An 18,026-nucleotide genomic window follows, 5' to 3' on the forward strand; every position below is an offset into this window, starting at 1 on the left:
TTGGTGCGTCATTTCCCCCTTTAACAAAGGCCTGTCCGACGCGCTTTTTGGCGGAAAGATAAAGGTGGATTTCAGTTAACACAACGGGGGTTAGAGAGAATTTTGGAGGTTCAACAAGCACAACGGGGGTTAGAGGGAATTTTGAAAAAATGTAAATTGCAAAAGGTATTAAAAGAGATAAGTTATTGATTTTCAGATACTTGTTAACTTCGTAAGTTAACAATGGAGGAAGAGATGGAAAATAAGGGACTATTATATACAAAAGAACATGAGTGGGTAAAAATTGAAGGCAAAGTTGGACTTGTAGGAATTACTGATTATGCTCAAAATTCATTAGGAGATATTGTTTTTGTTGATTTACCACCTGTTGGAAGAAAAGTTAAACAATTTGAGACATGTGGGACCATAGAATCAATAAAGGTTGCCTCTGACATTTTTTCTCCTATTTCGGGTAAAATTATAGAAGTTAATGAAAATTTAAAAGAAACACCAGAAATTATCAATAAAGCACCTTATGAAAGTTGGCTGTTTAAAATAGAAGTTGAAGATGAAAAAGAGAAAGAAAATTTAATGAATGAAGTTGAATATCAGCAGTATATAAAAAACTTATAAAAATGAATTACACACCACATACTGATTTAGAAATAAAAGAGATGTTAAAGGAAATAGGTATTGAAAGTATAGATGAATTATTTAAAGATATAAAACACATATTACTTCCTAAATCATTTAATTTGCCAGAAGGAAAATCAGAAATGGATGTTTTAAAATATATTGAAAAACTATCTTATAAAAATTATACAGACCTGACATGCTTTATTGGTGCTGGATTTTATGACCATTATATTCCATCAGTTGTTGATTCAATATCTTCTCTTCCAGCATTTTATACCCCATATACACCATATCAACCAGAAGCATCACAGGGATGGTTACAGGCACTTTATGAATATCAAAGTGTAATTTCCAATTTGACAGATATGGATACCGCAAATGCCTCTTTATATGATGGAGGAACTGCTTTGTATGAGGCGTGTATGATGAGTACAAAAATAACTGGCAGGAAAAAAATTATAATGGATGCTGGTGTAAATCTAATTTATAGAACAATGCTTTATAGTTATACTTTCAATTTAGATATTAATTTTGTTGAAATACCAAATATTGATGGAATAACTTCAAGAGAAAAAATTATAAAATCTCTTAATGAGGGAAATGTATCAGCAATAATACTTCAAAACCCTAATTTCTTTGGATATATTGATGATTACTCTGATATAGTTGAAATGGCACATAAAGTTGGAACACTTGTTATACTTTCTGTATATCCAGTATCTCTTGGACTTTTAAAGACACCAGGGGAAATGAATATTGATATTGCTGTTGGTGAAGGACAATCTCTTGGACTGCCTCTCTATTTTGGTGGTCCATATTTAGGATTTATATCCACAAAAAAGGACTATGTAAGGAAAATGCCAGGAAGAATTATAGGTAGAACAAAGGATAAAAATAATAAAGATTGTTATGTTATCACTTTACAAACAAGAGAACAACATGTAAGGAGAGAAAAAGCGACATCAAATATCTGTACAAATGAAGCACTATGTGCTTTAAGGTCGCTTATTTATTTATGTCTGCTTGGAAAAGAGGGAATAAAAGAACTCGCTCAGTTAATTTTGGAAAAAGCATCCTTTACAAAAGAATTGATAAAAAAGGTGCCAGGGGTAAGTATCTGTAAAAAATCCCTACCAACTTTTAATGAATTCACTATTAAACTTCCTAAAAATGCAGATGAAGTCGTGAATAAAATGATTGAAAAAGGATATATTGCTGGCTTTCCCCTAGGCAGGTTTTATAAAGGTATGGATAATTATTTACTTATTGCAATAACTGAAAAAAGAACAAAAGAAGAAATAGTTAAATTTGTAGAAAGTTTGGAGGCGGTCTTATGCGATTGATTTTTGAGCAGGGTAGAAAAGGAAGAAGGGGTTTTAAAATTCCCAAAAAAGATGTTCCTATTTCAAAAGTAGATATTCCAGAAAAATATAAAAGGAAAACGGAAATTAACCTACCAGAAGTTTCAGAATTGGATGTTGTCAGACATTTTACAAATTTATCAAAATTAAATTTTTGTGTTGATACAAATTTTTATCCATTGGGTTCCTGCACAATGAAATATAACCCGAAATTCATTGAAAAGGCAGCAAATTTAAATGGGTTTAGGGATTTACATCCGCTTCTTCCTCAACTTTCAGGAGGTGGAAGATTAACTCAGGGTGCTCTTGAAATACTTTATAGAATAGAACAACTTTTATGTGAAATAACAGGGATGGATGCTTTCACTATGCAGCCATTAGCAGGAGCACATGGAGAACTCACAGGTACAATGCTTATATCTGCTTATCACAAAGATAAAGGAAATAAGCGAAAATATATAATAATTCCCGATTCCTCACACGGAACAAATCCTGCAAGTGCTGCAATTGCTGGATATGAGGTTATAGTTGTTCATACAGATAAAGATGGCTTTATGGATTTTGATGAATTTGAAGAAAAAATGAATGAAAATGTTGCAGGAGTTATGCTTACATGCCCAAATACTCTTGGTCTATTTAATCCAAAAATTAAAGAAATATGCGATATTTCTCATAAATATGATGCTTTAGTTTATTATGATGGAGCAAATTTGAACGCTGTTCTTGGGAAAATGAGACCAGGGGATATTGGTTTTGATATTGTTCACTTAAACTTACATAAAACATTTGCTACTCCGCATGGAGGAGGTGGTCCAGGAGCAGGTCCTGTTGGAGTAAAAAAACATCTTATTGAATTTTTGCCAATATCAAGAGTTATTATGAAAAAAGATGGAACTTTTATGCTTGATTATGATTATCCAAAAACAATTGGTTATATTGCCCCATTTTATGGGAATTTTGGAGTAATTATTAAAGCATATGCATATATTTTATTACTTGGAAAAGAGGGACTTTTAGATGTTTCTGATAAGGCAGTACTAAATGCAAATTATTTAAGAGCAAAATTGAGTAAATATTATGAAATCCCTTATGATAAAACATGTATGCACGAATTTGTATTATCAGTAGAAGATAAGAAAGAAAAATATGGAGTTAGTGCAAATGATATTGCAAAATATTTAATAGACAAAGGAATACATCCACCAACTGTTTATTTTCCACTGATTGTTAAAGAAGCATTAATGATAGAGCCAACTGAAACAGAAAGTAAAGAAACATTGGATGAATTTATTGATGTTATGGTAGAAATTGCAAAATTATGTGAAGAAGACCCGGATAAAATAAAAAATGCGCCCTATAATACATATATAAGTGAACCCGACGAAGTTAAGGCGGCAAAAGATTTAGACCTTTCTTATAAAAAATGAAAAGCAGATACATATTTTCTTCCTTTTCTTCACCTTATGAGAATATGGCAATAGATGAATCATTGTTTATTTCCTATTTTGATAAAAAAGTGCCTACATTTAGAATTTATGGATGGAGACCATATAGTTTTTCAATTGGATATTCTCAAAAAGCAAAAGAAATTTTGAATTTAGAAAAGTGCAAAAAAGACAATATTGGTATAGTAAGAAGGATAACAGGTGGAAGTATGATTTTTCATGCTGATGAGGTAACTTATTCAATTGTTTGTTCAGAAAGCGATATTGGAAATCCAGCAAGTATAAAGGCCTCATATAAAATTTTGACTTCTTTTATTTTAAGGGCATATGAAAAATTGGGACTTTTTCCAAAATATGCAATAGAATTTTCAGATATAATAAAAGAGAAATCATCTTTCTGTTTTATGTCTCAGGAGGACTATGATATTATTATAAAAGGAAAGAAAATTGGGGGCAATGCACAAAAAAGAAAAAAAGATGTTATTTTAATTCATGGTTCAATTCCACTTGGTGATGACTATAAAATTGCCCAAAAATATACAAAAGAAAATCTTTTGAAATTAAACATAAGAAGTTCCTGTTTATCAGAAGTTCTTGAAAGGAAAATTGACTTCTTTGAATTTTCAGAAATATTAAAAGAAAGTTTTAAAGAAATATTTGGTGAATTTGAATTTGATGAATTAGATAAAAAAGAAATTAACTTAAAAGAAGCATTATTGAAAGAGAAATATTCACAAGATTCATGGAATTTATATTACAATGAAACCTGATTACCTTAAAAAAAGAATAAATTTAGAAGATACATCTTATGTTAAAAATATTTTGAGGGACTTATCATTACATACTGTTTGTGAAGAAGCATTCTGTCCGAATATTTCGGAATGCTTTTCAAAAAGAGTAGCAACATTTTTAATATTGGGTAAAATATGCACAAGAAATTGTAAATTCTGTGATATAGAAAAAGGCAGACCAGAAGAATTAGATAAAGATGAACCAGAAAAAGTTTTAGAAGCAGTAAAAAAACTTCGTTTATCCTTTGTAGTAATTACAAGTGTTACAAGAGATGATCTTGAAGATGGGGGAAGTGAAATTTTTAAAATGTGTGTTCTAAAAATAAAAAATTTTGATAAAAATATAAAAATAGAAACATTGATACCTGATTTTAAAGGGAATATAAAAGCACTTGAAAAGGTTGTAAGTGTATCTCCAGAAATAATTTCTCATAATATTGAAACAGTCCCTTCCCTTTATTCAGAAATAAGAAGCAAAGCAAATTATAAACTTTCTCTTTCAGTTCTAAAAAATGTTAAAGAACTGAATAATAAAATATATACAAAATCAGGCATTATGCTTGGACTTGGTGAAAAGGAAGATGAAGTTATAAAAGTTATGGATGACTTAAGGCAGGTGGATTGTGATTTTTTAAGTATTGGACAGTATTTAAGCCCGAGTAAAAACCATTATCCTGTTAAAGAATATATCTCTCCTGAAAAATTTGATTATTATAAAGAAAAAGCAATGAATTCTGGCTTTAAATATGTAAAATCAGGTCCTTTTGTTAGAAGTTCTTACTTAGCAGAGGAATATTTGTTAAGTAATAGTAAAATCCCTTAATTTTATAAATGAGAAATTGGTGTTAATATTTTTTATCCCTTTACTTTTTTTAAAGAATACTATAATAGAAAAAAATTATTATATCTAAATTTTGACTATTGACAACAAAATTGGAAAAGGGTAAATTACATATTAAGCATAGGTTTAATACTATAAAATAAAGGTAGTTATCGAAGGTAATTATTATAGGTAAAGTTATATAGTCTAATTGAACTCTATATATTTTTATAAACACCTTTAAAAACTCTAACTTTATACAAGGAGAAAAATGAAAAGATTAAGAATAATTTGGTTAGGTGCAGTAACGATGGTTCTTTCCTGTTTCCATAGCGTTGCATGGGCTCAGGTTCCAGGGACAGATGCAGCAGTGACAAAATGGGTATATATTTCTGCGGCTCTTGCCACTGGAATTAGTTCATTAGGGGCTGCAATTGCAGTTGCTTATGTAGGCGCTGCTGCTGTTGGAGCAATGAGCGAGAAACCAGAACTGGCAGGCAGGGCTTTAATTTATGTAGGTCTGGCTGAAGGAATTGCTATTTATGGTTTAATTATAGCGATTATGATGTTGGGGAAAGTCTGATGAGATTTTTTTGTATTGCGGACAAAGACAGTAGTTTGGGATTTAGATTAGCCGGTGTGGAAACAAGAGAAGTTACTACAAAAGCAGAAGTATTGGAAGCATTTCAGGTAGCATTAGCAACTGATGAGATTGGGATTCTTGTAATAACTGAAAAAGCGGCTAATTTTATTCGTGAGGAAATAGAAAATTGTATTTATCAGAAACAGTTGCCTCTCATTTTAGAGGTTCCCTCTCGTGATACAGAAGGTATCTCCCGCGATATAAGTGAATTTTTGAGAAAGGCAATTGGGATAAGTGTATAGTAAAGACAATGGATATAGAAAAATATACCGAAGATACAGAACAAATAAAAGAAATAAGCAGGAGAATTCAAGAAGAAGCAGATTATCAGGCAAGGGATATTATCCAGCAGGCGAAACAGGAAAGTGAAAATATTTTAAATATAGCCCAGCAACAAATTGCTTCAGAAAGAACTAAGAAGATGGCTGATTTGGAATTGGAGTTGAAACAAATGAGGGAACATATTTTTTCTTCTTTGAATTTAGAAAAGCGCCGAATTGAATTAAAGGAGAAAGAAAGATTTATAAAGAAGATATTAGAAGAAGTTGAACTTCAAGCAAAATCCTTCCGTACTTCTGAAGAATACCCAAATTTTTTGATGAAAGATATTTTAGAAGGCATTTCAGTATTAGATAAGGAGGAATTGCGAGTAATTTACTCTTCTCTTGACGAAGCAATATTTACAGAGGCATTCTTACAAAAATTATCAGAAGAATGTCATAAACAATTGGGAAAAAAAGTGATTTTACACCCAGAAAAAGGTGATTTTTCAGATATTGGTGTGAAATTACAATCAATGGATGGACGGATTGTTTTTGATAACACTTTTTCTGCCCGGCTGGCGCGTATGCAAAATGAGATTTATAATCGTCTGTTGAAAGAAAATTAAAAAATATCTGGAATAAAGACAAATCTTTTAAATTTGTAATTTTTTAAACAAGGTGAGGACATATGATATGTGGTAAAATTTTTCGCGTCTCTGGTCCGGTAGTAGAACTGGAAGAGGTAGTTAATCTCCGGATGATGGATATGGTAGAAGTAGGAGAAGACCATCTAGTAGGTGAAGTTGTCCGATTGAAAGGTGACAGGGGTTATATCCAGGTTTATGAAGATACCACTTCTTTGAAAGCAGGGGATTTTGCTTATACCCAGGGTTTTCCCCTTTATGTGGAACTTGGTCCCGGTCTTATTAGTACTATTTACGATGGAATTCAAAGACCACTTGAAGTTATTAAAAATAAATATGGTATCTATATAACCAGGGGTGTGCATGTCAGTCCAATTGATAAGCAGAAGAAATGGCATTTTTATCCCAGTGCAGTAGAAATAGGAAAAGAAATTGCATCAGGATTTGTTTTAGGAGAAGTACAGGAAACACCCAACTTAAAACATCTGATTATGCTTCATCCCAATCTAAGTGGTATTTTAAAATGGATTGCACCTGAAGGTGATTATACAGTTGAGGAAAAAATAGCAGTGCTTGAAAATAACCACGGGAAAGAAGAAATTTATATGTATCACCGATGGCCTGTGCGTACACCAAGACCTGTCAAATCCCGATTTCCAGTAAGTAAGCCGTTGATTACAGGACAAAGAGTTATTGATACTCTTTTCCCAATTGCTAAGGGCGGTTGTGTGGCAGTGCCTGGTGGATTTGGCACAGGCAAAACAGTAGTCCAGCACCAGTTAGCCAAGTGGAGTGATGCGGATATAGTTATTTTTGTGGGCTGCGGAGAAAGAGGAAATGAAATGATAGATGTTCTTCTAAATTTCTCCAAACTTATTTCTCCAAAAACGAACCGACCTCTCTTGGAAAGAACAATTTTTATTGCAAATACTTCTAATATGCCTGTGGCTGCAAGAGAAGCAAGTATTTACACTGGAATTACTCTTGCGGAATATTATAGGGATATGGGTTATCAGGTTGCTCTAATGGCTGATTCTACAAGTAGATGGGCTGAAGCGCTGCGGGAACTATCAGGACGACTGGAAGAAATGCCCTTAGAGGAAGGATTTCCTGCTTATCTTTCTTCTCGACTGGCTGAATTTTATGAAAGAGCAGGGAATTTTCAGACACTTTCAGGTAACAATGGTTCTATCACCATTATAGCATCAATTTCTCCACCAGGTGGTGACTTTTCAGAGCCCGTAACTTCCCATACCAAACGGTTTGTCAGAAGTTTCTGGGAACTTGATAGAGAATTGGCTAACGCACGACATTATCCATCCATAAGTTGGATTGAGAGTTATTCAGAATACTTAGATGATGTTAAGGAGTGGTGGCATAAAAATATTGACCCACAATGGGAAACAGCACGTTATGCCATAATGGACCTTCTACAAAAAGAACAAAAACTACTTCAAGTGGTAAAACTGGTGGGTCCTGATGTTCTGCCTCAAACACAGCGTTTGATACTGGATATATGTTCTATTTTCAAGAGTGCGTTTCTTCAACAGAGTGCTTTTGATAAAGTAGATACATATACTTCGCCAAAAAAACAGTTTTTAATGCTAAATGCCATATTGAAGTTATATGAGAAAAGTGAGGAATTGGTAAAGAAAGGTGTTACCATTGCCGAGATTAAAGCAACGGATGTTTATGAGGATATTTTAAGAATGAAAACCAAATATACTGAGGAAGATATAGAAAAATTAGAGGAATTACCTGTCCGGATAAATACAGAGTTAGATGAACTTAATTTTTGAATATAAAAATTAGTTATTAGTAAAACATATGAAGGTTAACAGGTATATAGTCCAAAAAATATTAGAGAAAAGGCAAGAAATTTGACACAATATCTCAAAAGTTATAAAGTTAAATTATAGAATTAGTCAGAGATAAGAAAGTTTAATATCTATGATTTTGTTGAGTAGTGTCAAAAACTTAGATGAAAGAGAGAGAGAAAATAAAAATCCCCTTCAAAATCCCCCTCCCCCCTTTGGTTAAAGGGGGAAATTACTCCTTCCTTTGTAAAAGGAAGGTAGGGATGGATTTCTACTTTTCACATTTCATTTGTTTTTGTGAGAAAGTGTGGAGTGAATTTAATTAACCAATTTTGACAGAACCTTTTGTTGAAAGAGGATATTTTATGACAGAAAAATATTCACTGCGGGAATACATGGGATTGGAAGAAATAGTAGGTCCTATTTTTATCATACGAGATATCCACAATGTTGGTTATAACGAACTGGTAGAGATTGTAGATAATCAAGGAAAAAGTCGCATTGGTATTACCCTTGAAGTAGGTAAGGGCTATGCAGTGGTAGAAGTACTTGGTGGAACTGTGGGCCTTTCTTTAAATGAGTCCCGTGTGCGTTTTAAAGGAGAGCCATTAATGTTAGGCGTCTCAGAAGAAATGTTAGGCAGGATATTTGATGGGCTTGGCAATCCTTTAGATGGATTTCCACGACCTGCCTATGAAGAGATGATGAATGTAAATGGTCAGGCTATTAATCCTACTGCCAGAGATTATCCTAGAAACATTATTGAGACAGGACTTTCTGCAATAGATGTTATGAATACTCTGGTGCGAGGGCAAAAACTACCAATTTTTTCTGGAAGTGGTCTACCTCATGATTTAATTGCAGCACAAATTACCCGACAGGCAAGAGTAAAAGAAGAACAATTTTGCGTTATTTTTGCGGCTATGGGTATAAAATATGACACAGCACAATTTTTCATAAGAAATTTTGAAGAAACAGGAGTTTTGGAACGAACTGTTATTTTTTTAAGTTTAGCAGATAGTCCCTCAATAGAGCGACTTCAAACCCCTCGTCTGGCTTTATCCTGTGCAGAATTTCTTGCTTTTAAAAAGCATATGCATGTTCTGGTAATTATGACTGATATGTCAAATTATTGCGAAGCACTTCGGGAAGTTTCTACGATAAGAGGTGAAATTCCTGCGCGTAAAGGATATCCTGGATATCTATACAGCGATTTAGCAAGTCTTTATGAGCGAGCAGGAATAATAAAAGGGTCAGAAGGTTCTATTACACAATTACCTATTCTAACTATGCCCAATGACGACATTACTCATCCAATACCTGATTTGACTGGTTATATTACCGAAGGACAAATTGTTCTTGAAAGGGAACTTTTTAGTAGAGGTATTTACCCGCCAATTGCGGGATTACCTTCACTTTCCCGTCTTATGAAAGATAATATCGGTGCCGGGATGACCAGAGAAGACCATCCAGACCTATCTTCTCAATTATTTGCCTGCTATGCACATGTGAAAGATATCAGAGCTCTGGCTGCTATTATTGGGGAAGAAGAACTTTCTCCGTTAGACCAATTGTATCTCAAATTTGGAGATGCTTTTGAGCAGAAATTCCTCAGTCAGGGACATTATGAAAGACGAACACTGGAACAAGGACTTAATTTGGGCTGGGAAATTCTTTCAGAACTACCAGCAGATGAACTTCTTCGTGTTAAAGAAGAAGAAATAAAAAAATATTACAAAGGTGAAAAATGAGAATACAATGTCCTGCTACTAAGACAAATCTCCTTAAGATGAAAAAAGCCCTTTTACTTACAGAAGAGGGTTATCAACTTCTTGAGGAAAAAAGAAAAATTATTATGAATGCACTGACTGGTCTAATTCATATAATACACCAGTCAGAAGAAGAAGTTGCTACTGCTCTTAAAGAAGGGTATAATTTGGTTGATAAGACAATATGTTCTATGGGCAGAAAGAAATTAGAAGAAATAAGTTTCTCTATAAACATTCAGAATAGTATATCTATATCTCACAGGAAGGTAATGGGTGTTTCTTTACCTGATATCAAACTTGATTTGCAGGATAATCCTCCTTATTATAGTCCATATGAAGTAAGTTTATATACTGATGAGGTAATAGAGCATTTTAAGAAAATTCTTTCTCTTTTAGTTGAGTTGGCTGAGAAGAGAATTGCTCTTTTACGACTTGCTAAAGAGATGCAAAAAACAATGCGTAAGGTCAATGCACTTGAGAAAGTATATATTCCTGCTTACAGGGAAACAGTTAAGTATATTGGAGATAGATTGGATGAAGAAAGTCGGGATGCATTTTCCTTATTGAAATTGATAAAGCAAAGGCACGCAGGTAACAGAGTTACCTAAGAAGTAGTGAGTAGTAAGTAAAAATATAAAATAAAAAAGAAATGGTTAAAATTTTACTCTCTACTTTCTTCTTGCTACTTAAACATAAACAGAGTGCAGTAAATATTTTCGGAGCGAATGCCTATGGCTATAAAGAATATACTTGTTTCTCTTTCGGTAGATATTAACTCATCTCTTGTTACTGCAAAATATGCTATTTATATAGCAAAAGTTCTACAAGCAAAATTGATTGCTGTATATGTAGTTGATAAAGAAGCATTACAGAAATTGATAAAAGCCAGAATATTCATAGATACTGAAGCGATGGAATACGAACGGGATATAGAAAATGAGGGTAAAATATTCCTTGATAGATTTAAACAGATGGCAGAAAACAAAGAAGTTCCTTTTGAGGGAATAGAATTAAAGGGCGTAGTTCATACCGAAGTGATAAATAAAATCAAAGAAACAAATGCCGATTTGCTTATTATGGGAGAACTGAAAGAAGCTCTTTCTCTGAGGGATACTTTTTATAACGAAGGCGCCCTGATTTTCTTTGAAGCACCCTGTCCGGTTCTGGTGGTGAAAAACAAAAAATATGTAGAACTATTATACCAAAGCATTTAACCATGATGTAAATTGGGAATTTTTTGGTAAAAAGTTCTGTATAATTATCATGACCCTGTTTTCTTTTTTATGACATGCTCATAAAAAGAGAATTAAATTTAGAGGAGACCTATGAAAGAAGTTATCTTAGAAGTACTTAAAGAAGAGAAGTGTGCAGAAGAGAAATTGGAAAGTGCGCGCAAAGAGGCCGAAAATATTGTGTTAGAAGCAAAAAAAAAGGCGCAATTCCTTATTGAAGAATCCAGCCGAAAAACCAATGCTGAGGTTATTAAGAAAAAGGCAGAAATGGAACAAGCATATCTGGAAGAAAAAGAAAACATACTACGGACCGTACAGAAAGAAACTGATGCCTACTTGCAGAAAAAAAGAAAAGATATACCAAAAATAGCAAGTCATGTTTTTCAGCAAATTATCAGGATAGATACTCAGTCAACTGGGTTGGCGAGTAGAGAGTAGCAAGAATAAAAACAAAAAAAGTTAAATCTATCCTAATAAACCGACTAAGGTTGCAGAGGGGTAGCAAAGCAGAGTTGGTGCGTTATTCCCCCCTTTTAGTTCTCCCCTTTAACAAACCAACTAAAGAGGCGGGGATTAGCAAAGCAGAGTTGGTGCCGTAATGTATTTCAATAGGCACAACGGGAGTGAGAGGGGATTTAATAAAATCCACCCCCACCTTCTCCTCCACTAAGACATTGACGGACATGCTTTTTCAAAGGAAGGAGACAAACGTTCCCCCTTTAGTAAACCGACTAAAGTAGCGGGGATTAGCAGGGCAGAGTTGGTGCGTCATCGTCTCCCAGATAGCACAACAGGGGCGAGGGGAGATTTAATAAGCACAAGGGGGGGTTCAAAGAGGAGATGTAGGACTTTCTACTTGCTACTAAGATATAAATGGGGAATTTGTAATATTTACTTATTTTATTTATCATAAAAATGCGACAACTTAATAAGTATTCGTATGCTAATGCAAGAATCAGGGCATTGCTTTCTTTTTTGCTTTCGCCAGAGTTGTTTGAACGAATGATAGCAGCCCATGATTTAGGTGAAGTTCTAAGTATTTTGAAAACCACAACTTACAAGGAAGTAGTTGAAAAACTACCAGCAGAAGTTAGTGAACTTTTGCTTCTGGAAAAGGCATTGTTGAAAGATAATTTAGCCGCCTGTTGGAAGATTTATGATGCTATCATCGGGAAACAGGAAAAAATGTTTATTTTTCTCCTTATCCAAAGATATGAATTGGAAGAAGTAAAAGTGGCTCTGCGCATCTGGCATAAAAAGAACCCGATTGATTGGAATGAATATCTATTAGGAGAAACAATTGCTCACCAGATAGATTTTTCTAAAATTATTTCCAGTCAAAATCTTGACGAAATTATCTCAATTCTTGATAGCACACCTTACAAAAACCCCCTTATGCAGGCACGGGAGCAATTTCAGAAAAAAAATTCCATATTTTACCTTGAAATAGCCCTGGATATTGATTATTACAAGAGACTTCTGGAGTGTGCAGAAAAACTATCTTCTACTGACCAGAAAGTGACTAAAAAAATTTTAGGGGTAGAAATTGATATAGAAAACATCCGTTGGCTTTTGCGTCAGCATAAATACTACAACAATCTTAATTTAGATGAAATGCTGGAAGGGGTAATACATGGGGGTGAGCATATTACTCGAGAAAGAGTACGCAGTTCCTATAACTCAAACGGAATTTCTAATTTAATAAAAGGTTTGGCAATAGGACCTTACAGTCAGGTTAAAAATCTGGTCACTGGTAATGTTATTCTTCTGGAGAAATTTCTTTATGAGATTCTTTTCCATGAAGTACACCGAGTACTTTCAAGTTTTCCATTTACAATGGGAGTTGCTTTAGGTTATTTAATTTTGAAAAATCAGGAAACCAAAAATATTGTTTCTTTATCTTATGCAAAGTATTATAAAATAGAGAGGGAAGAAATCTCCTCTCTGATTTTCCAGTAAGATAGTATTATGAGAAGTAGAGAGTAGCCCTTTGGACTACTCACAAATAAAATATGAAAGGGACTAAATACAATACTTAAAAAGAGGAATTATGTTAATACCTTCAGAAATGGTACTAATGAGTATAGTAGTTTTTAAAGAAGAATCTGAGGAATTGACTTCCAGGATTTTGAATTTAGGAATTTTTCAACCAGTAGATATCCGAACAATTGAAAAAGAACTGGAGGACTTAACACCTCTGAATACGGAAAAAGAATATGCGGAATGGGAAAAATTAGAAGTTCAACTGCATCAGGTAGCAAAAACACTTAATCTTTCTATCTTTGCATCCGGAAAAATTGAACATTTTTCTCCAAACATGATAAAAAATTTCCTCAGTGAGGTAGAAGAAGAAGTCAGCCCACTTCTCAATCAAAAAGAAGAAATTCAGAACAATTTACAGAATATAGAGACAATTCTTTCTCAGATAAAAGATTATATACCTTTTCCCATAAAAAAAAGTTCCACCTATACTTTTTTAAATATTGAACTCGGAAGTATTGAAGAGAAAAACATGGTAGTTCTGGAGCGTACATTGAAAAACATTCCCCATCTAACGCTGCCTTTGAAAAAAGAAATGGGACGGGTGGTTATTCTGGTTGTATATCTGAAAAAAGATGAGGTATTTCTTACAAAAGTATTAAAAGATGTTTCATGGCAACCAATGGAATATCCAGAAGGTCTACCAGAAATTCCCCAGGAGATGCAGAATAAATTGAATGCCGAACTGGAAGAATACCGTAATAAAATTGAAGAGATAGATAAAGAAATAAAAAAATTGGGAGAAAAGTATAAAGAAAAATTTTTTGCTATTCTTGGCTATATTACCCGGGAAAAAGCACTTCTCCAGGCAAAAAAATACGCATTCATTACTGGTAGAACATTTTTAATTTCAGGATGGATTCCCAAAGAAGAAAAAAACCGGGTGGTAAAAGAAGTCAGAAGTGTTGTACCTTCTGCATATCTGGAAATAAGAGCAACCAAAACCTTAAATGTTGATAAAGAGCAAATACCAGTGCGTCTGAAACATAGTAAATTTCTTAAGCCATTTGAGTTATTAATTACTTCTTATGGACTACCTCGTTATGGAACAATTGACCCCACATTATTTGTAGCCATCAGTTTTCTAATTATGTTTGGGGCTATGTTTGGCGATTTAGGACATGGATTGGTTCTTTTGCTTGGTGGACTTTTACTAAAAAGAAGTAAACAGGAAACTATGAAGCAAGGTGGTTCCCTTCTTGCCTGGTGTGGAGTTAGTTCCTGCATCTTTGGTTTTTTGTATGGAAGTTTTTTTGGGCAGGAAAAAATTATTCCAGCAATCTGGAAAAACCCTTTCTATAATATTAACGATATTTTCCGCGTAAGTATTATGTTTGGTATTGGTGTGTTAACACTGGGAATTTTGTTGAATATAATCAACTCTTTACTGGATAAAAATTATTTCAGAGCACTTTTTGATAAAGCAGGTCTAATTTCTGGCTTCTTATATTGGGTAGGTATCGCACTGGTAAGCAAATCGTTCATTGCCAAAGCACCAGTTCCACCTGCATATCTTGTATTGCTGATTGCTGGAGTTTGTCTACTTTTCTTCAAGCCAGTTTTAGAAAGAACTATAGCAAAAAAGAATGAATCGTTAGGGGTATCTTTTATGGAAAGTATAATAGACCTATTAGAAATAATTATGGGCTATTTAGCAAATACTATTTCTTTTATTCGTATTGCGGCTTTTTCCTTAGCGCATGCAGGATTATTTATGGCAATTTTTGAACTATCCCGTCTCGTTTCTGGTATTGGCGGTAATATACTTTCTTTTCTAGTAATTTTGTTTGGAAATATTCTTGTAATCCTTTTAGAAGGAATGGTAGTGGGCATACAATCGCTACGATTAAATTATTATGAATTTTTCTCCAGGTTTTTTGTACCAAGTAAACAGGAATTCAAGCCATTGACAAAGTAATTTCTAACTTCTAATTTTCTAAAAAAAGATGAATATTGACTCAATTATATATTACTAAAAAAAAGTAATTATCATAAATTTTTTCCACTTTTAAAAAAATGAAAAAAAAAGTTGTTATCGGGATGTCTGGTGGAGTTGATTCATCTGTTGCAGCAGCATTATTGAAAGAAAAGGGATACGAAGTAATTGGTGTTTATATGAATTTATATAGTGGAAAAGAACAGGAAAATAAAGAAATAATTTGTTATGGACAAAAGGAAGAGAACTTAAAAATTGCAAAAACAACAGCAGAAATTTTGAATATACCTCTTTTTGTTGTAGATGTAGAAGGAGAGTTTAAAAAAAAGGTTATTGATTATTTTATAAAGGAATATAAAGAAGGTAAGACCCCAAATCCCTGTGTAATGTGCAATAGATATATAAAATTTGGAATACTGCTTGAAAAATTAAAAAAATCGGATATAAATTTTGATTATTTTTCAACAGGACATTATGCAAAAGTAAAATATAATGGAAAAAGATATATTATCCAAAAAGGTAAAGATAAAGAAAAGGACCAGAGTTATTTCCTTTTTCTTCTTACTCAGAAGCAACTATCAAAAGTTATTTTCCCCTTAGGAGATTTTAAAAAAACAGAAGTCAGAGAAATTGCCAGAAAATATAAGTTCCCTTCTTATGAAAGAGATGAAAGTCAGGACTTTATTTCAGGGACACCTTCTTTTTTTGATAATGAAAAAGAAATAGAAATTGTTGATAAAAGAGGAAATGTTCTTGGTAAAAATAAAGGAATTTTTTATTATACAATTGGACAAAGAAGAGGACTTGGAATTGCAAAAGGAATGCCTCTTTATGTCATTGGAATAGATGCTAAAAAAAAAGGAATAATTGTAGGAGAAAAAAAAGATGTTTATAAGAGGTGTTTAATTGCAGGAAATATAAATTTTGTTTCTGTTGATAAATTGAAATATGGAATGAAAGTTAAAGGCAAAATAAGATATAAAAGTCCTTTATCAACTGCCTATGTTTTCCCATATAAAAATGATAAAATAATTGTCAGATTTGAAAAGGAACAATGGGCAATAACTCCCGGGCAGGCAGTTGTTTTATATAAAGGAAGCACATTATTATTTGGTGGAATTATAGAGAAAGGAGTTAGTGATGAAGAAATTACTTTGTATATCAAGAAATAAAAGAGATGATTTTTTAAAAGTACTTGATGAAGTTATCAATAGCATTGAGACAGGAAAGTATGATGAAACAATTGAAAAAGTAATAAATGAAAATGAAGGTAAAGTAAGAGGATGTTTTATATTTGATTCCTTTTCTGAATTAAAAGAGAAAATTGAAAAAATTAAAAATACAACAGAAGAAAAAATAATTCAAGAAGATATATACTTTTCAATAACTGAATTAGAAGGTAAAATTGCCTTTTTATTCCCTGGCCAGGGTTCACAAAAAGTTGGGATGTTTTCTACACTTTTGGAAAAATTCCCTCAGATAAAAGAGTCCATTGAAATTGCAAATGAAACCTTAAAAGAGAAATTGGGGAAAAATTTAAGTGAATTTATTTATCCCCAAGAAGTTAAAAGCGAGGAAGAAAAAAGGAAACAATTAGAACAACTTACAATAACAAATATAACTCAACCAGTTCTTGGTGTTATTGAAATGGGGCTTTTTAAAATAATTAATTCATTTGGTATTTTACCAGACATGGCAGGTGGACATAGTTTAGGAGAATATGTTGCTCTTTCTGCATCAGGAATAATTGAGGAAAGGTTCCTTTATACACTTTTAGAAAGCAGAGGGAGAGCAATAATTGAAGGTGGAGGAGAAGAAGGAAAAATGATGGCTATTGGATTGCCTGAAAGGGAAGTAAAAAATTTAATAAGTGGATATGAAGTATATATTGCAAACTTAAATTCACCTTCTCAAACAATAATTGCTGGTAGAATAGAAGAACTTGAAAAATTAAAAGATGCCTTAAAAGGGAAAAAAATAAAAAGCAAAATTATAAATGTAAGTTGTGCTTTTCATTCTCCATTTATGGAAAAAGCAAAAACAATTTTTGATGAGAAATTAAAGAAAGTTGAATTTAAAAAAGGAAAATTCCCTGTTTATTCAAACTTAACAGGGGAAAAATATCCTGATAACATGGATGAAATAAGAAATATATTAAGTGAACATTTAATAAAAGAAGTCCGATTTATTGATGAAATTGAAAATATGTATAGAGATGGAAGTAGGGTCTTTATTGAAGTTGGTCCGGGTAATGTTTTAACTGGTCTTGTTAACTCAATTCTTTCAGGCAAAAATTTCATTTCAATTACAATTGATAAAAAAGACGAAATTGAAGGACTTTTATCAGTTCTTGCTATTTGTTTTCTTTATAATAAACATACCTTATATAAGATATTCAATTAAATGGATTAACTGAAAATCACACAGGCAAAGTTAGATATGTCTTGACAGAAAAAAAGAAAGGGGTAAAATAATAAAAAAGAGAAATAATGAAAAGAATAGGATGTAGTAATAAGAGGGAAGAAGTAATAGTGAAGAGAAGGAATTCTCTCTCTCTGCGAGTATCTTTTTGTTTTTCCCTTATAATCACAATTCCTTTTTTAATAATCACAAAATTTTCTTTTATAAATTCAATTATTTTATCAGGAGT

Annotated in this window: 16 protein-coding genes and 1 pseudogene; all 17 read left to right on the forward strand. The window is 32.8% G+C overall.

Annotated elements, in window-relative coordinates; all coding sequences use genetic code 11:
- Window positions 1-234: 234 nt before the first annotated feature.
- The 17 genes and pseudogenes from gcvH to PLW95_05640 all read left to right on the forward strand — a co-directional run bounded on the left by gcvH (window position 235) and on the right by PLW95_05640 (window position 17,779).
- Window positions 235-612 carry a glycine cleavage system protein GcvH gene (gcvH, locus tag PLW95_05560; GenBank protein HOV22130.1) on the forward strand — a complete coding sequence of 126 codons (378 nt, stop codon included), beginning with the start codon at window positions 235-237 and terminating at the stop codon, window positions 610-612.
- Window positions 613-614: 2 nt separating this feature from the next.
- Window positions 615-1,958, forward strand: coding sequence for an aminomethyl-transferring glycine dehydrogenase subunit GcvPA (gene gcvPA, locus PLW95_05565; protein HOV22131.1), 1,344 nt, complete (start codon window positions 615-617; stop codon window positions 1,956-1,958).
- Window positions 1,949-3,403: an aminomethyl-transferring glycine dehydrogenase subunit GcvPB gene (gene gcvPB / locus PLW95_05570; protein ID HOV22132.1), complete on the forward strand. Its 1,455-nt coding sequence runs from the start codon at window positions 1,949-1,951 to the stop codon at window positions 3,401-3,403. Before gcvPA ends, gcvPB begins: the two co-directional genes overlap by 10 nt.
- Entirely contained in the window at window positions 3,400-4,191 is a 792-nt protein-coding gene (locus PLW95_05575) for a lipoate--protein ligase family protein (GenBank protein ID HOV22133.1), read from the forward strand. Before gcvPB ends, PLW95_05575 begins: the two co-directional genes overlap by 4 nt.
- Window positions 4,181-5,035: a lipoyl synthase gene (gene lipA / locus PLW95_05580; protein HOV22134.1), complete on the forward strand. Its 855-nt coding sequence runs from the start codon at window positions 4,181-4,183 to the stop codon at window positions 5,033-5,035. The genes PLW95_05575 and lipA overlap by 11 nt, the downstream gene beginning before the upstream one ends.
- A gap of 385 nt (window positions 5,036-5,420) precedes the next feature.
- A pseudogene (locus PLW95_05585) lies at window positions 5,421-5,615 on the forward strand (ATP synthase subunit C).
- Window positions 5,615-5,917, forward strand: a complete 303-nt coding sequence (locus PLW95_05590; protein ID HOV22135.1) for a V-type ATP synthase subunit F — start codon at window positions 5,615-5,617, stop codon at window positions 5,915-5,917. The pseudogene PLW95_05585 and the gene PLW95_05590 overlap by 1 nt, the downstream one beginning before the upstream one ends.
- A gap of 8 nt (window positions 5,918-5,925) precedes the next feature.
- Window positions 5,926-6,564 carry a V-type ATP synthase subunit E family protein gene (locus PLW95_05595; protein HOV22136.1) on the forward strand — a complete coding sequence of 213 codons (639 nt, stop codon included), beginning with the start codon at window positions 5,926-5,928 and terminating at the stop codon, window positions 6,562-6,564.
- 62 nt (window positions 6,565-6,626) lie between these two features.
- Window positions 6,627-8,381 (forward strand): V-type ATP synthase subunit A, encoded by a 1,755-nt coding sequence (locus PLW95_05600; protein ID HOV22137.1) that lies wholly within the window; start codon window positions 6,627-6,629, stop codon window positions 8,379-8,381.
- A 383-nt stretch (window positions 8,382-8,764) separates the two neighbouring features.
- Complete coding sequence (locus PLW95_05605) at window positions 8,765-10,150, forward strand: V-type ATP synthase subunit B (GenBank protein ID HOV22138.1); 1,386 nt, start codon at window positions 8,765-8,767, stop codon at window positions 10,148-10,150.
- Window positions 10,147-10,776 carry a V-type ATP synthase subunit D gene (locus PLW95_05610; GenBank protein ID HOV22139.1) on the forward strand — a complete coding sequence of 210 codons (630 nt, stop codon included), beginning with the start codon at window positions 10,147-10,149 and terminating at the stop codon, window positions 10,774-10,776. Before PLW95_05605 ends, PLW95_05610 begins: the two co-directional genes overlap by 4 nt.
- A gap of 123 nt (window positions 10,777-10,899) precedes the next feature.
- Window positions 10,900-11,382 carry a universal stress protein gene (locus PLW95_05615; protein ID HOV22140.1) on the forward strand — a complete coding sequence of 161 codons (483 nt, stop codon included), beginning with the start codon at window positions 10,900-10,902 and terminating at the stop codon, window positions 11,380-11,382.
- A 111-nt stretch (window positions 11,383-11,493) separates the two neighbouring features.
- A complete protein-coding gene (locus PLW95_05620) occupies window positions 11,494-11,838 on the forward strand; it encodes a hypothetical protein (GenBank protein ID HOV22141.1) in 345 nt (114 codons plus the stop codon).
- A 477-nt stretch (window positions 11,839-12,315) separates the two neighbouring features.
- Window positions 12,316-13,359 carry a V-type ATPase subunit gene (locus PLW95_05625; GenBank protein ID HOV22142.1) on the forward strand — a complete coding sequence of 348 codons (1,044 nt, stop codon included), beginning with the start codon at window positions 12,316-12,318 and terminating at the stop codon, window positions 13,357-13,359.
- 91 nt (window positions 13,360-13,450) lie between these two features.
- The gene (locus PLW95_05630; protein HOV22143.1) at window positions 13,451-15,358 is read left to right on the forward strand and encodes a V-type ATPase 116kDa subunit family protein; all 1,908 of its coding nucleotides are present in this window, start codon (window positions 13,451-13,453) and stop codon (window positions 15,356-15,358) included.
- A 98-nt stretch (window positions 15,359-15,456) separates the two neighbouring features.
- A complete protein-coding gene (gene mnmA, locus PLW95_05635; GenBank protein HOV22144.1) occupies window positions 15,457-16,548 on the forward strand; it encodes a tRNA 2-thiouridine(34) synthase MnmA in 1,092 nt (363 codons plus the stop codon).
- Entirely contained in the window at window positions 16,517-17,779 is a 1,263-nt protein-coding gene (locus PLW95_05640) for an ACP S-malonyltransferase (GenBank protein HOV22145.1), read from the forward strand. The genes mnmA and PLW95_05640 overlap by 32 nt, the downstream gene beginning before the upstream one ends.
- Window positions 17,780-18,026: the final 247 nt, after the last annotated feature.

The organism is bacterium (genome assembly GCA_035370465.1).
In the GTDB taxonomy this organism is placed as follows: Bacteria; Ratteibacteria; UBA8468; order B48-G9; family JAFGKM01; genus JAGGVW01.